12 protein-coding genes are annotated in these 15,389 nt (G+C 72.1%); 5 read left to right on the forward strand and 7 right to left on the reverse strand.

Annotation, left to right across the window (positions count from 1 at the left end):
• Positions 1 to 204 precede the first annotated feature (204 nt).
• Positions 205 to 1,674, forward strand: coding sequence for a sugar transferase (locus ABZU69_RS09415; protein WP_354964017.1), 1,470 nt, complete (start codon positions 205 to 207; stop codon positions 1,672 to 1,674).
• Positions 1,675 to 1,695: 21 nt separating this feature from the next.
• On the opposite strand, the gene ABZU69_RS09420 is transcribed toward ABZU69_RS09415, so the two are convergent.
• Positions 1,696 to 2,826, reverse strand: coding sequence for a PP2C family protein-serine/threonine phosphatase (locus tag ABZU69_RS09420; RefSeq protein ID WP_354963897.1), 1,131 nt, complete (start codon positions 2,824 to 2,826; stop codon positions 1,696 to 1,698).
• Between the two features lie 97 nt (positions 2,827 to 2,923).
• On the opposite strand from ABZU69_RS09420, the gene ABZU69_RS09425 reads away from it, so the two are divergent.
• A complete protein-coding gene (locus ABZU69_RS09425) occupies positions 2,924 to 3,517 on the forward strand; it encodes a MarR family transcriptional regulator (RefSeq protein ID WP_354963898.1) in 594 nt (197 codons plus the stop codon).
• An 81-nt stretch (positions 3,518 to 3,598) separates the two neighbouring features.
• On the opposite strand, the gene ABZU69_RS09430 is transcribed toward ABZU69_RS09425, so the two are convergent.
• Complete coding sequence (locus ABZU69_RS09430; protein ID WP_354963899.1) at positions 3,599 to 4,837, reverse strand: ROK family transcriptional regulator; 1,239 nt, start codon at positions 4,835 to 4,837, stop codon at positions 3,599 to 3,601.
• 76 nt (positions 4,838 to 4,913) lie between these two features.
• Between ABZU69_RS09430 and xylA the strand changes: the two genes are divergently transcribed.
• The 3 genes from xylA to ABZU69_RS09445 are packed head-to-tail and all read left to right on the forward strand — an operon-like array spanning position 4,914 to position 9,023.
• The gene (gene xylA, locus ABZU69_RS09435) at positions 4,914 to 6,101 is read left to right on the forward strand and encodes a xylose isomerase (RefSeq protein WP_354963900.1); all 1,188 of its coding nucleotides are present in this window, start codon (positions 4,914 to 4,916) and stop codon (positions 6,099 to 6,101) included.
• Between the two features lie 9 nt (positions 6,102 to 6,110).
• Entirely contained in the window at positions 6,111 to 7,541 is a 1,431-nt protein-coding gene (xylB, locus tag ABZU69_RS09440) for a xylulokinase (RefSeq protein ID WP_354963901.1), read from the forward strand.
• A gap of 57 nt (positions 7,542 to 7,598) precedes the next feature.
• Entirely contained in the window at positions 7,599 to 9,023 is a 1,425-nt protein-coding gene (locus ABZU69_RS09445) for an MFS transporter (RefSeq protein WP_354963902.1), read from the forward strand.
• A 57-nt stretch (positions 9,024 to 9,080) separates the two neighbouring features.
• Here ABZU69_RS09445 and ABZU69_RS09450 read toward each other — a convergent pair whose 3' ends face one another.
• From ABZU69_RS09450 to ABZU69_RS09470, 5 genes are all read right to left on the reverse strand, one after another.
• Positions 9,081 to 10,754, reverse strand: a complete 1,674-nt coding sequence (locus ABZU69_RS09450) for a glycoside hydrolase family 13 protein (RefSeq protein ID WP_354964018.1) — start codon at positions 10,752 to 10,754, stop codon at positions 9,081 to 9,083.
• A 92-nt stretch (positions 10,755 to 10,846) separates the two neighbouring features.
• Positions 10,847 to 11,893: a LacI family DNA-binding transcriptional regulator gene (locus ABZU69_RS09455; protein WP_354963903.1), complete on the reverse strand. Its 1,047-nt coding sequence runs from the start codon at positions 11,891 to 11,893 to the stop codon at positions 10,847 to 10,849.
• A 66-nt stretch (positions 11,894 to 11,959) separates the two neighbouring features.
• Positions 11,960 to 12,928 (reverse strand): carbohydrate ABC transporter permease, encoded by a 969-nt coding sequence (locus tag ABZU69_RS09460; protein ID WP_354963904.1) that lies wholly within the window; start codon positions 12,926 to 12,928, stop codon positions 11,960 to 11,962.
• A gap of 1 nt (position 12,929) precedes the next feature.
• Entirely contained in the window at positions 12,930 to 13,976 is a 1,047-nt protein-coding gene (locus ABZU69_RS09465) for a sugar ABC transporter permease (protein WP_354963905.1), read from the reverse strand.
• Between the two features lie 66 nt (positions 13,977 to 14,042).
• Positions 14,043 to 15,386, reverse strand: a complete 1,344-nt coding sequence (locus ABZU69_RS09470) for an ABC transporter substrate-binding protein (protein WP_354963906.1) — start codon at positions 15,384 to 15,386, stop codon at positions 14,043 to 14,045.
• Positions 15,387 to 15,389 lie beyond the last annotated feature (3 nt).

The raw sequence follows: 15,389 nt of genomic DNA on the forward strand, positions 1-15,389 counted from the left end.
TCCGCTGATTCGGTACGGCGGGCTCCTTCTCGGTAGCCCTCGACTGTTGAAGAAAAGTGACGGCAATACGTCGGAAGTAACCGGCGGCCATAGTTGTCAGGGCAGGATGTCGACAGGTTCCGGCGTTGTCGTTCGGCCCCCCGATCCGACCCGTCGGCCGGGGCCGTCCTGATCAGAGTGGGAGGGCCGGTGACCGCGGCGACACTGTTGACCCCCGCCAACAGGTCGGGACAGCCTGGCAGCCGTCTGGCCGGGCTGGTGACGCGCGCCGACGAACGGTCGTACGTCCGGGTCCTGGTGGTGCTGGACACCACCATCCTCATCATCGCGCTGCTCGTCGGGTACGTCGCCCGGTTCGGTGACGATGAGCCGAGCGGCTCGGACATCCCGTACGTGCTGGTCGCGCCGGGGCTGGTGCTGGCCTGGCTGGTCTCGCTCAAGGCGCTCGGCTGCTACGACGACCGGGTGATCGGTTACGGGGCGGACGAGTACCGGCGGGTCAGCTCGGCCAGCCTGCGGCTCGCCGGTGCGATCGCCATTGCCGGGTACATCGCCGACGTCGGCGTCTCCCGGGGCTTCCTCGGCATCACCTTCGCGGTGGGCACCGTCGGGCTGGAAGTCGCCCGCTTCGCCGCCCGTAAGCGTCTGCACCGGGCCCGCTCAAGTGGCGCCGGCTGGTCCCGGAAGGTGCTGGTGGTCGGCGACACCGCGCACGTGCTGGAGCTTGTGCACACGTTGCGCCGGGAGCCGTACGCCGGCTACCACGTGGTCGGCGCGTGCATCCCGGACGCGCTGCTGGCGCCGGTGGCGCAGCGGTTGGGTGACGTGCCGGTGGTGGGATCGTTTCGCGGCATCCCGGAGGCCGCCACCGCGATCGGCGCGGACACCGTCGCGGTCACGGCCTCCGGCGAGCTGACCGCCGCCCGGTTGCGCCGGCTCGGCTGGCAGCTGGAGGGGACGGGCGTCGACCTGGTCGTCGCGCCCGCGCTGACGGACGTGGCCGGCCCGCGGATCCACACCCGCCCGGTCGCCGGGCTGCCGCTGATCCACGTCGAGGCGCCCGAGTTCCGCGGCGCCCGAAAGCTGGTCAAGGGCTTCGTCGACCGGTCCGCCTCCTCGCTGGCGCTCGCGCTGCTGCTGCCGCTGATCGCGATCATCGCCTTGGCCATCAAGCTGAACAGCCGGGGCCCGGTGCTGTTCCGGCAGGTCCGGGTCGGTCGGGGCGGGCAGGAGTTCGGGGTGTTCAAGTTCCGGACCATGGTGGTGAACGCCGACGCGCTGCTCGCCGAGCTGATCGCCCGCAACGAGACCGACGGTCTGATGTTCAAGATGCGTGACGATCCTCGGGTCACCCGGGTCGGCCGGCTGCTGCGCAAGTGGTCGCTCGACGAGCTGCCGCAGCTGGTCAACGTGCTGCTGGGCCAGATGAGCCTGGTCGGGCCGCGCCCGCCGCTGCCCTCCGAGGTGGCCCGCTACGACGGCGACGTGGCCCGGCGGCTGCTGGTCAAGCCCGGCATGACCGGTCTGTGGCAGGTCAGCGGCCGGTCCGACCTGAGCTGGGAGGACGGCATCCGGCTCGACCTCTACTACGTGGAGAACTGGTCCCTCGCCGCCGACCTCACCATCCTCTGGAAGACCTTCGGCGCGGTGGTGAACAGCCGCGGTGCGTATTAGGGCGTGTTTCAGCCGGGCCGGTCACGGCTGCGGGCCGGTCCAGTCCAGGCAGACCACCACCGCGTCGTCGACCAGGTCACCGGAGACGAACGCGCGCAGGTCACCGATCAGCGACCGGACGGCGTCCAGCGGCTCCATCGGGCCGGTCCGCCGCAGGAACCGGTCCAGCGCTGTCTCGCCGTAGCGCGTGTGCTGCCCGGCGGCCTCCACCACCCCGTCGCTGACCACGAAGATCCGGTCGCCGCGCTCCAGCGGGAACCGCTGCTCGTGGTAGTCGGTCGCCTCGAACATGCCGAGTGGGAACTGCGCCTCCAGCGGCTGCTCGGTGACCTTCCCCTCGCGCAACAGGACCAGACGGGGCGAGCCGGCGTCGACCACCGTCAGCACCCCGGAGCGCAGGTCCAGCTCCATCAGCAGGGCGGAGAGGTGCCGTTCACCCCGGTACTCGTCGTACAGCGCCTGGTCGGCGAGGGCGGCCTGGTCGGCCAGGCCGAGCCCGGCCCGGCGGGCGTTGCGCAGCGCGTGGGTGGCCAGCGAGGTGAGCAGGGAGGCCGCGACGCCCTCGCCGGTGCCGTTGACGGTGGACAGCCAGAGCTGCTGCCCGTCGTCGGACCAGTCGAAGCTGTCGCCGCGCACCGTGTACGCCGGCTCCAGTTGCCCGGCCAGACTGAACGACGGCCGGATCCGGCTGCGACCCGGCAGCAGGTCCCACTGCATCTCCGCCGCCAGGGTGAGCCGCTGGCTGCGCCGCGCGGCGCGATAGACGTCGGTGCCGGCGGCGACGGCGGCCAGCTCGTGGGCGAGCGCGGTGGCGATGTCGGCCAGCTCGCCGAGGAGGGCCGGGTCGTCCGGGACCGGCGCCAGTCGCAGGACCCCCCGACGCTCGCCGCGCATGCTGACCGGGAGCCAGACGGTGCCGGCGGCGAGCACCGGCGACTGGTGGTCGAAGGCACGCCAGGCGGGGTGCCCGGGACCCGTGACAGGGTCACCCTCGGTGAGGGGCAACAGCTCCGAGAGTCGGTAGTCGACCTGGTACAGCTCCGTCTCGGTGATCCCGTACGAGGCGGCAAGAACGTCGCCGACGCCGCCGACGAGGCGGTCGGCGGGTGTCTCGTTCAGGGTACGTCGTGCCCGATTGACCGGTTCGCTCATCACCGCTCCCTTGATCAAAGCTCGACCACCAGTGGGTTCGGAGTAGTCTCGGGCCACCATGGCCGAAGTGAACGGTCCGCCGGACCCTGAGACGAGTATGGCTGCCGCTCTAGACGCGGCGGCGGCTGCCCTGCTGACCCTGTGGGAGTCGGCTCGGGAGGGAACCGCCAGCCGGGTGTCCGGAGCGCAGCTACGGGCTGTGATGGTCGTCGAGCTGTACGACGGGATCAACCTGCGCGGGCTCGCCTCCCGACTCGGCATGCTGCTCAGCTCCGCCAGTCGGCTCTGCGACCGGCTGGTCGCCGCCGGAATGCTGGAGCGTGAGCCAGGCCGTTTCGACCGGCGGGAGATTGCCCTGCACCTCACCCCGGAGGCCCGCCGGCTCCTCGCCGAGCTGCGCGCCGACCGACAGGCGCAACTCGCCGTCGTGCTGGCCGGGATGAGCCCCGCGGGTCGCACCGCGCTGCTGCACGGGATGCGGGAATTCGACGAGACCGCCCGCCGGCAGCAGGCGCAGACGTCGGCGCCGGACGACCTGGAGCGGCCCACCGGGCGGGCGGGCGACTGGCCGGAGGACCCGGACCGGCCGCGCCGGGCGGTGTGGACGAACCTGTCGGATGGCCACGGCGGGCCGGTGGGCGCACATCGGGAGTCGCCGACCGGGGAACCTCCGGTGGCTCGGACCGCCTGACCGCGGCGGCGCCGGGTGGCCCCAGGCTCCCGCACCGCTGACCGGACCGGCGATGCCGCCCCGGCGGGGACCGGGCGCCGGTCAGCCGGAGCGGGCCAGCCAGCCGGCGGGTCGGGCGACGATCTGGCGCACCACCGAGCCGGCCGCGCCCACCACAGCGGCCTCCGCGCCGAGCGTCGCCGGCCGGACCGTCACCGGCGACCAGGCGGCGGTGAGCACGCGGCTGGCGATCTCGGCGAGCACCGGGGGGCACAGCCAGGGCGCCAGCGGGGCGTACCCGCCGCCGAGCACGACGGTGTCCAGGTCCAGCAGGTTGACCACGCCGGCCACCGCGACACCCAACGCCGTCCCGGCGTCGTGCAGTGCCCGCAGCGCGTCAGCGTCGCCGGCCTCGGCCAGCTCGGCCAACCGCGCCGTCGCGGTGTCCGCGGGAAGTTCCGCCCGGGTCAGCCCGGCGGCGGCCACGATCGCCTCCTGGCCGGCGTACTGCTCCAGGCAGCCCTGCCCACCGCAGCGGCACGGGCGGCCCTCCGGGTGGACCGGGAGGTGCCCGATCTCACCGCTCCAACCGCGTACGCCGCGAAACAGCGCACCGCCCAGCACGATTCCGGCGCCGATGCCGACCTCGCCGGAGATGTGCAGGAAGCTGGCCGGGCCGGGCGGCCGGGAGTGCAGCTCGCCGAGCGCGGCGAGGTTGGCCTCGTTGTCCACCACCAGCGCCGGTACGCCGGGCACCCGCTCGGTCAACGGCGGGTGCCCGGCGAGCAGCGCAGGCACCGGCACGTCGTGCCAACCGAGGTTCGGCGCGAGCCGGACCAGCCCGACGCCGTCCACCAGGCCCGGCACGGCGAGCGCCGCACCGGCCAGGGTGAGGCCCTGCCGGGCGGCGTCGGCGCGGGCCCGCGCGGCCATCTCGACGAGTCGGGCGAGTGCCTCGGCGGGGGCGACCGGGCGCAGGTCGGCCCGGTGCACGGTGCGGTGCCGGACCTGGCCGGAGAGGTCCACCACGCAGACCGCCAGGTAGTCGACGTTGACCTCCAGGCCGAGCCCGGCCGGCCCCTGGTCGGCCAGCACCAGACCCCGGGCCGGTCGGCCGGCGCCGGCCCGGGGCGCCGGATCGGCCTCGCCGACCAGCCGGCCGGCGAGCAGGTCCTCGACCACCGCGGAGACGGTGGCCCGGGTCAGGCCGGTCGCCGTGGCGAGGTCGGCCCGGGACGGGGGACGGTCGGCGGCGGCGATCCGGCCGAGCACCAGGGCGAGGTTGAGCTCGCGGAGGCTGCCCTGACGGACCGCGCCGGCCGGAGCGTTGGTGAGGCTCACCCCTTGACAGTGCCACAGGCCGCGCAAATAATTCAATCGCTGAACAAATAGTGGACGACACACCCCGGAGGCCCTCATGGCACCCCGTCCCACCCCCGCCGACAAATTCTCCTTCGGGCTCTGGACCGTGGGCTGGCAGGCCCGTGACCCGTTCGGTGACGCGACCCGCCCGGAGCTGGACCCGGTCGAGACGGTCAACCGGCTCGCCGAGCTGGGCGCCTACGGGGTCACCTTCCACGACGACGACCTGGTCCCGTTCGGGGTCGACGCCGCCACCCGCGACCAGCACATCGCCCGGTTCCGTAAGGCCCTCGACGAGACCGGCCTGGTGGTGCCGATGGTCACCACCAACCTCTTCAACCACCCGGTCTTCAAGGACGGCGGCTTCACCAGCAACGACCGCGACGTCCGTCGGTACGCGCTGCGCAAGGTGCTGCGCAACGTCGACCTGGCCGCCGAGCTGGGTGCGAGCACGTTCGTGATGTGGGGCGGCCGGGAGGGCTCGGAGTACGACGTCGCCAAGGACGTCCGCGCCGCGCTGGACCGCTACCGCGAGGCGGTCGACCTGCTCACCCAGTACGTCATCGACCGGGGCTACAACCTGCGCTTCGCGCTGGAGCCCAAGCCCAACGAGCCGCGTGGCGACATCCTGCTGCCGACCGTCGGGCACGCGCTCGCCTTCATCTCCCAGCTGGCCCACCCGGAGCTGGTCGGTCTCAACCCGGAGGTCGGGCACGAGCAGATGGCCGGGCTCAACTACGCCCACGGCATCGCCCAGGCGCTCTGGCAGGGCAAGCTGTTCCACCTGGACCTCAACGGCCAGCGCGGCGTCAAGTACGACCAGGACCTGGTCTTCGGCCACGGTGACCTGATGAACGCGTTCGCCCTGGTGGACCTTCTGGAGAACGGCGGCCCGAACGGCGGGCCGACCTACGACGGCCCCCGGCACTTCGATTACAAGCCCTCCCGCACCGAGGACATGGACGGGGTGTGGGCATCGGCGGCGGCCAACATGAGCACGTACCTGCTGCTCAAGGAGCGGACCGCGGCGTTCCGCGCCGACCCCGAGGTGATCGAGGCACTGACAGCCAGCAAGGTCGGCGAGCTGAGCACCCCGACCCTGAACCCCGGCGAGGGGTACGACGAATTCCTCGCCGACCGGTCCGCGTTCGAGGAGTTCGACGTCGACGCGGCGGCCGCCCGGGGCTTCGCCTTCGTCCGGCTCAACCAGCTCGCCGTCGAGCACCTGCTCGGCGCCCGCTGAGGCCCCGCCATGCCGCTGGTCGCGGGCGTTGACTCGTCCACACAGTCCTGCAAGGTGGTCATCCGGGACGCGGAGACCGGCGCCCTGCTCCGGCAGGGCCGGGCGCCGCACCCGGACGGCACCGAGGTCGACCCGGAAGCCTGGTGGCAGGCGCTGCGCAGCGCCGCCGAGGAGGCCGGCGGGCTCGCCGACGTGGCGGCGGTCTCCGTCGCCGGCCAGCAGCACGGCATGGTCTGCCTCGACGAGGACGGCGGGGTGGTCCGCCCGGCGCTGCTGTGGAACGACACCCGCTCCGCCGACGCCGCCGCCGACCTGGTCGAGGAGGCCGGCGGCGGCGCCGCGGGGCGCCGCTTCTGGGCCGAGGCCACCGGCAGCGTGCCGGTGGCCAGCTTCACCATCACCAAGCTGCGCTGGCTGGCCCGGCACGAGCCGGAGCTGGCGGCCCGGGTGGCCGCTGTCTGCCTGCCGCACGACTGGCTGACCTGGCGGCTGGCCGGTGCGCCCGGCCTGGCCGCGCTGCAGACGGACCGGGGCGACGCCAGCGGCACCGGCTACTGGTCGCCGGCTACCGGCGGCTACCGGCTGGACCTGCTGGAGCGGGCCTTCGGCCGGCGGCTGGCGGTGCCCGAGGTGCTCGGTCCGGCCGGGTCGGCCGGCACCCTGTCGGCCGGGGAGCTGGGTGGGCCGGGCGGCGCGTTGCTCGGCGCCGGCACCGGGGACAACGCCGCCGCCGCGCTCGGTGTCGGTGCCGGTCCGGGTGACGTGGTCGTCTCGATCGGCACCTCCGGCACGGTGTTCAGCGTCGCCGACGTGGCGGCGGCCGACGACAGCGGCGCGGTGGCCGGCTTCGCCGACGCGGCCGGCCGGTTCCTGCCGCTGGTCTGCACACTCAACGCCGCCCGGGTGCTGGACGCCGCCGCCGCGATGCTCGGCGTCAACCTGGACGAGCTGGCCGAGCTGGCGCTCTCCGCGCCGGCCGGGGCGGACGGGCTGGTGATGGTGCCGTACCTGGAGGGGGAGCGGACGCCGAACCGCCCGTTGGCCACCGGCGCGGTGCACGGGCTGACGCTGCGCACCTCGACCCCCGCGCACCTGGCGCGGGCGGCCGTGGAGGGCATGCTCTGCGCGCTCGCCGACGGCCTGGACGCGTTGACCGCCCAGGGCGCCACCGTCCGCCGCGTCATCCTGGTCGGCGGCGGGGCCCGGTCGGCCGCGGTGCGCCGGATCGCGCCGCAGGTCTTCGGCTGCCCGGTGGTCGTCCCGCCGGCCGGGGAGTACGTCGCCGACGGCGCCGCCCGGCAGGCCGCCTGGGTCGCCCTCGGCGGTGACGCGCCACCTCGGTGGACACTCCAGGGCACCGAGGAGTACGCCGCCGAGCCCGTCCCCGCCGTCCGTGACCAGTACGCCGCCGCCCGGGGGCTGGTCCTCGACCGCCGCTGACCGGCGGCACCCACCCGCGTGACGACCTCGCCGGCCCGGTCTGGTTGGCTGCCGGTCATGACCCTGACCAGTGGCGGGCCCCGGCGGGCCCGTGGCGGCGGCCCGGCGCACCGGTTGTACAGCGTCGTGGTGTTCGTGCTGCTCGCCTCGCTGGACAACGTGGCGATCGGGCTGGTCCCGCCGTTGTACGGGCCGATCGCCGACGCGTTCGACGTGTCGGGGCGGCTGCTCGGCCTGGTCACCGCGGTCAGCTTCCTGGTCAGCGCGGTGGCCGCGGTCGGCTGGGCGTACGTCGGCGACCGGACCAACCGCAAGCCGCTGCTCATGGTGGGCACGCTGCTCTGGGCGGCGGGCACCGGCGGGAGCGCGCTCGCCGGCGGCTACCTGACGTTCCTGGCCGCGCAGCTCGTCGCGGCGGTCGGTCTCGGTGCGGTCGGCTCGGTGGGCTTCTCGGTGGTCACCGACCTGATCTCGCCGACCCGGCGGGGGCTGGTGATGAGCTTCTGGGGCCTCTCCCAGGGGGTCGGCACGCTGGCCGGCACGCTGGTCGGCGGGCTGCTCGGGGCGACCGACTGGCGGCGTCCGTTCCTGCTGCTGACCGGTGTGGGCCTGGCCGCCACCGTGGCCTACCTGTTCACGTACGACATCCGGCGCGGCCAGAGCGAGCCGGAGCTGGCCCACGCCCTGCACGAGGGCGCCGAGTACGACTACCGGATCAGTCGGGCGGACCTGCCGCGGATCCTGGCCCGGCGGACCAACCGGTGGCTGATCCTGCAGGGCCTGACCGCGCAGGCCGCGTTCGGCTCGCTGGTCTGGCTCCCGGTGCTCTTCGCCGAGCGGGCCGAGGCGCAGGGCTACTCGGAGTCGACCGCGGTGGTGGTGGGCAGCGTCTTCGCCACGCTCTTCCAGCTCGGCGGGGTGCTCTCCATCGTCGGCGGGCTGATCGGCGACGCGGTGCAGCGGCGTAACCCGGGGGGCCGGGCGCTGGTCGCCGCGGTCGGCATCCTCGCCGCGCTGCCGTTCTACCTGGTGCTGTTCTTCGTGCCGGTGAGCATCGACGTGCCGGACGGCGGCAGCACCGGCGCGGTGATCGGCGCGATCCTGTCCAGTGTGTTCACCGAACCGTCGGTCGGGCTGAGCCTGCTCACCGCGGTGGTGGCGCTCGCACTGACCTCGGCCAACTCGCCGAACTGGTTCGCGCTGATCGCCGACGTGAACCCGCCGGAGCACCGGGGGACGGTGTACAGCCTGGGCAACCTGGTCAACGGGGTCGGCCGGGCCGCCGGCAACGGGTTGGTCGGGGTGGCGTTCCAGGGCCTGAAGGTGGCCTTCCCGCCGCCGCTGAACTTCGCCGTCGGGCTGGCCGCGTTCCAGCTCTTCTTCATTCCCACCGGCGTCATGTACTGGCTCGCCTCGCGGACCTCACCGGCCGACATCGAGAACGTGCACGACCTGCTACACATCCGCGCCGACCGTCTGTAAGGAAGGGCCCCCTGTTAACGCCACGCGTTGTACAGGGGGCCCTTCTTAACACCTGGGTCAGGCGCGCACCCAGACCGTCACGTCGGTCGGGACCGCCCCGTCGTCGTCCAGCGGTGCGCTGGCGGCGAGCAGTTCGGCGCCGGCCGGAACCGGCACCGGAGCGGTGCCGAAGTTGGTCAGCACGGTCAGCTCACCGTTGCGGAAGGTCAGCACCTCGTCGCCGGAGGATAGCCATTCCAGGGTGCCGCGGCCGAGCCCGTGGGCGCGGCGCAGCCGCAACGCCGTGCGGTACAGCTCGTACGTCGAGCCGGGCACGTCGCGCTGCCGGTCCAGCGCGTACTCCGCGAACAGCGGGGGCTGCGGCAGCCAGCTGGCGTCGGACGGGCCGAAGCCGTACGACGGCGCGTCCGCCTCCCACGGGATCGGCACCCGGCAGCCGTCCCGGCCGCGCTGGGTGTGCCCGCTGCGCGCCCAGGTCGGGTCCTGACGGGCCTCGTCGGGCAGCGTGGTGTGCTCGGGCAGGCCCAGCTCCTCACCCTGGTAGAGGTAGGCCGAGCCGGGCAGGGCGAGCATCAGCAGCGTGGCCGCCCGGGCCCGGCGCAGGCCGAGCGCGGCGTCCGGCTGCGGGTCGCCGATGCCGATGCCGTTGGGTCGGACGGCGCCGATCGGCAGGCCCAGCCGGGAGGCGTGCCGCACCACGTCGTGGTTGGACAGCACCCAGGTCGTCGGCGCGCCGACCGAGTCGGTCGCCTCCAACGAGCGGGTGATCACCGCGTACTGGGCCGGCGCGGTCCAGGCGGCGAGCAGGTACTCGAAGTTGAACGCCTGATGCATCTCGTCCGGGCGGACGTAGCGGGCCAGCCGCTCGGCCGGCTCCACCCACGCCTCGGCGACCAGCACCCGCTCGCCGGGGTAGCTGTCCAGGAGCTGCCGCCACTGGCGGTAGATGTCGTGCACGCCCTCCTGGTCCCACATCGGCGGGCGCGGCTTGTCCACCTCGTTGCCGGACAGGATCTCCTGCGGCTCCTGCCAGTCGGCCAGGTCGGTCTGCTTCACCAGACCGTGCGCCACGTCGACCCGGAAGCCGTCCACCCCGCGTTCCAACCAGAACCGCAGCACGTCCAGGAACTCCGCGTGCACCTCCGGGTGGTCCCAGTTGAGGTCCGGCTGTCCCGTGTCGAACAGGTGCAGGTACCACTGGCCGGGCTGCCCGTCCGGGTCGACCGTCCGGGTCCAGGCCGGGCCGCCGAAGACGCTCTGCCAGTCGTTCGGCGGCTGGTCGCCGGCCGGGCCCAGACCGTCCCGGAAGATGTACCGGGACCGCTCCGGGCTGCCGGGCGCGGCGGGCAGCGCGGCCTGGAACCAGCGGTGCGCCGAGGAGGTGTGGTTCGGAACCAGGTCGACGATCACCCGCAGGCCGCGGGAGCGGGCCTCCGCGATCAGCTTGTCCGCGTCGGCGAGGGTGCCGAACAGCGGGTCGACGTCCCGGTAGTCGGCCACGTCGTAGCCGGCGTCGGCCTGGGGGGACGGGTAGAACGGGGAGAGCCACACCGCGTCCACGCCCAGTTCGACCAGGTGGTCGAGGCGGGCGGTGATGCCCGGCAGGTCGCCGACGCCGTCCCCGTCCGAGTCGGCGAACGAGCGGGGGTAGATCTGGTAGATGGCGGCTTCGGTCCACCAGCCGGTGACCGGGGGACCGGAGGGGGTCTGCTGCGTCGGATCGGTGTTCAGGGTCGTCTCCCGTGTCGAGCGGTGGGTGGACTGCCGGTGCTGCTGCCGGCCGCGTCGCCGCCAGCCGCCGGCCGGCGGCGGATGGTTGAGTTTCAGTGTGCCCGGGGCGGTGCGGTCGATTCCCGGACCACCAGCCGAGTGGGCAGGATCACCGGGGTGTCGCAACCGGCGGTCCGTTGACCGACGATCGGGCCCAGGTTCCGGGCCCCGAGCGGGTCGAGCAGCATCCGGGCGGCCAGCCGGCCCTGCTCGGCGGCGGGCTGGGCGATGGTGCTGAGCCCGAGCACGCCGGCCAGGTCGTGGTCGTCGATGCCGATCACGCTGACGTCCTGCGGTACGCGCAGCCCGGCGTCGCGCAGCGCGGTCATCGCGCCCATCGCCATCTCGTCACAGGCGGCGAGGATCGCGGTCGGCGGTTCGCCCCGGGACAGCAGCTCGGCTGCCGCCCGGTTGCCGCCGTCGATGGTGAACGTCGACTCGACGTCCAGGCTCGGGTCGAGGTGCAGACCGGCCGCCCGCAGTTCCTCCTGGTACCCCCGGCGTCGGTCCAGGTGGGTGGTGAAGGCCAGCTCGTCGTCGGGGTCGCCGGAGATGTGCGCGATCCGGCGGTGGCCGAGGTCGAGCAGGTGCCGGGTGGCGGTACGGGCGGCAGCGACATCGTCGATCCGTACGCACGGCCAGTTGGGCACCCTGGTCCCCGAGCTGATGGTCACCCCGGGCAGGTCGAGGGCGGCCAGCGCGGTCAGGTCGGCCGGGCGCAGCGGCGTGGCGACCAGCATGATGGCGTCCACCCGCTTGTGCAGGTTGGCGGTACGCAGCACCCGCTGGCGGACCTGCTCCCGACCACCCAGGTTGTAGAGCAGCAGGTCGTAACCGGACTCGTGGAGGAACTCCTCGACCGCCTCGACGACCGTGCTGAAGAACCATCGGGTGATCCGGGGGACAACCACCGCGACCGTGCCGGTGCGGCCACCGGCGAGCCGGGACGCGCTCGGCGAGACCTCGTAGTCGAGCTGCTCGGCGGCTGCGAGGACCCGGCGTCGGGTGGCGGCGGAGACCGTCGGCAGCCCGCGCAGCGCCCGCGAGACGGTGGCCGTGGACACCCCGGCCAGCCGGGCCACATCATCAATCTTCGTCACGGTTCCCCCGCTCGGTACCCGGCGCCCGCCGCCGCCCGAGGGGCCAGGCGGCGGCGAGCAAGCGGGTCAGCCCTTGACGCTGCCGGCGAGCAGACCTCGCACGAAGAAGCGCTGGAGGGACAGGAACACGACGAGCGGTACGACGATCGAGACGAACGCCCCTGCCGTCAGCCGCTGCCACTCGTTGCCTCGGGTGCCGGCCATCTCGGCCAGCCGGACGGTGAGCGGAGCGGTCTCGTTGCCGCCGCCAGCGAAGATCAGCGCGACCAGCAGGTCGTTCCAGACCCAGAGGAACTGGAAGATGCCGAACGCGGCCAGCGCCGGCATGATCAGCGGCAGCACGATGGTGCGGAAGATCTTCGGGTGGCTGGCCCCATCGACCCGGGCCGCCTCCATCAGGTCTCCCGGCAGTTGCGAGATGAAGTTGTGCAACAGGAAGACGGCGAACGGAAGTGCGAAGCAGGTGTGCGCGAACCACACCTGCGCGAACTTCTGTTCGTCGACGAGATCCCAGGCCGGCATCAGGGTCACGCCGCCGAGGGTGACGCCGGTGGAGAAGAACTTCAGCAGCGGCACCAGGGCCATCTGCAGCGGCACGATCTGCAACGCGAAGATCGCGATGTAGAGCCAGTCCCGGCCACGGAAGTTGATCCACGCCAGCGCGTACGCGGCCAGGGCCGCGAAGGCGAGCGGGAAGAGCACCGAGGGGATGGTGATCGCCAACGAGTTGACGAAGTAGCTGGCGAGCTGCCCCGATGACGACGACCGCCCGAACAAGACCTGCTGATAGTTCTCCAGCGTGAACTGCGGGTTGGTGAAGGCCGTCCACCAGCCGGTGGTCTTGATCTCGTCCTCGGGCCGGAGGGAGGAGATGAACAGGCCGAAGGTCGGGATGGTCCAGACCACCGCGATGACGATCGAGACAAGGGTCGCGGTACGGCTGTTCAGCCGCTTGCGGACCCGCCCAGCGGTGGTGGGCGTGGTGCCGTCGGTCTTCTGGGTGCCGGCGGCGACGGTGGGCGTTGCAGTCGTCATCTCAGCCCTCCCGCTGCTGACGGAGGTTGCGGATCTGGTAGATCACGACCGGGATGACCAGGATGAAGAGGAAGACCGCGAGCGCTGAGCCCTGCCCGTTCTGGCCGTACCGGAACGCCTGGTTGTACATCTCGCTGGCGATCACGCTGGTGTCGTAGTTGCCGTTGGTCGCGGTCCGGACGATGTCGAAGACCTTGAGCGTGGCGATCGTGAGCGTCACCACCACCACGATCAGCGCAGGCCGGATGCTCGGCATGGTGATTCGCCAGAACATCTGCCACGGGCTGACGCCGTCGAGCCGGGCGGCCTCCACGATGTCACCGGGGATGGACTTGATCGCGGCGGAGAGCACCACCATGGCGAAACCGGCCTGGATCCAGACCATGATGACGATCAGCAGCAGCGTGTTCAGCGGTGATTCGAGCAGCCACTGCTTGGGCTCGCCGCCGAGGCTGACCACGATCTGGTTGAGCAGACCGATCTGGTCGCCGTCGCCGCGGTAGGCGTAGACGAACTTCCAGATGATGCTGGCGCCGACGAAGGAGATCGCCATCGGCAGGAAGATCAGTGACTTGGCCACCGCCTCGAAGCGGGCCTTGTCCACCAGGACGGCGTAGATCAGGCCGAACGCGGTCGCGACCAGCGGGACCAGGACCACCCAGACCAGGGTGTTGATCAGGACCCGGACGATCGAGCTGTCGGAGAACATCCAGCCGTAGTTGCGCAGCCCAACCCAGTTGTTGCTGCCCGCGTCCATGAACGACAGCAGTGTGGTGCGGATGGCCGGAACGACCAACCCGACCGTGAGCAGCAGCAGCGTCGGCAGCAGGAAGAAGAGCGCGAAGAGTCCCTCCCCCCGCTTGCGCCGGCGGGGGAGCGGGGTGCCGCTGACGGACGCGGCGACCAACTGCGCCTCCCGCCGCCGAGCGAACCAGGCCGGCACCACGTCGAGGAGCAGGAGCAGACCGCCCACCACCGCGACGAAAGCGATCAGCCCGTACATCAGCATGAGGAACTTCGGCTGCTCCTCCGCGAAGTCGAACTCCATCGACCCTCCCAGGTCTGGATCCGCCGGTGGGCCGGCCCGCGGGTGCGGACCGGCCCACCGTTCAGATCACTTCCAGCTGCTCTCGATGCCCTGGAGCACCGACGCGGTGTCCTTGCCGTTGATCCACTCGACCATGCCCTTCCAGAACGTCCCCGCGCCGACCGCGGCCGGCATCAGGTCGGATCCGTCGAAGCGGAAGACGCCGGTCTTGTCCTGCAGGATCTGGACGGAGAGCTTGTCGATCGGGCTGGCGACGTTGGCGATGTCCAGCTTGTTGTTCGCCGTGACCCAGTTGCCCAGCTTCGCGCGGCTGTTGACGTACTCGCCGGAGGCGAGGTAGGTCTGCACCGCCTGCACCTCGGGGCGGTCGGCGTAGCCGACGACGAACTCGCCCGCGCCGAGCACCGGCTTGCCCTTGGCCGTGTCGATGGCCGGGAAGTAGAACGCGAAGGCGTCACCGTCCTCGGCCACCTTGGTGCCCTCGGGGAACTGGTTGGCGTAGAACGACGCCTGCCGGTGCATGGCGCACCTGCCGGTGGTGACCGGCAGCCCGGCCTCACCGAAGGCGGTGGTGCCGATGCTCTTCACCCCGCCGAAGCCGCCGTTCATGTACTTCTCGTTCTTCAGGATCGTGCCGGCCCGGTTGACCGCGTCGACGATCCGCGGGTCGTTGAACGGGATGGCGTGGGTGGTCCACTGGTCGTAGACCTCGGGGCCCTGCGTACGCAGGATCACGTCCTCGATCCAGTCCGTGGCCGGCCAGCCGGTGGCGTCACCGGACTCGATGCCGGCGCACCACGGCTTGATGCCGGTCGCCGCGATCGTGTCGCTGAGCTTGATCATGTCGTCCCAGCTGGTCGGGACCGTCCAGCCCTTCTCCTTGAAGAGCTTCGGCGAGTACCAGACGAAGGACTTCACGTTGGCGCCGAGCGGCACGCCGTAGAGGGTGCCGTTGACGGTGCCGTACTTCAGCCAGTCGGCCGGCAGGTTCTGCTCGGCCATCGTCTTGGTGTCGGCCCCGAGGGACTTCAGCTTGCCGGCGTCGGCGAACCGCTTGACCAGACCCGGCTGGGGCACGAAGGCCAGGTCGGGCGCGTTGCCGCCGTCGACCCGGACCGGGAGCTGCGCCTCGAACTCGGCGTTGCCCTCATAGTCGATCTCGATGCCGGTGCAGTCGGTGAACTGCGACCAGGAGCGCTCCAGCAGGTCAGCCTCGGCGTCACGGATGGACGCGTAGATGGAGACCTTCTTGCCGTCGTGGCCCTCGTACTTCTCGTATGCGGCACACTCCGCGGAGCCCGCGTTGTCGCTCTTCTTGTCGTCGCCGGTACCGCAAGCGGTGGCGCTGAGCGCCAGCCCCAGTACGCCGGCGATCGCGAAGGCCTGGCGTGGTCTGGTAAAGACCGCCATGCC

It is taken from the genome of Micromonospora sp. NPDC005206 (assembly GCF_040608175.1).
In the GTDB taxonomy this organism is placed as follows: domain Bacteria; phylum Actinomycetota; class Actinomycetes; order Mycobacteriales; family Micromonosporaceae; genus Micromonospora.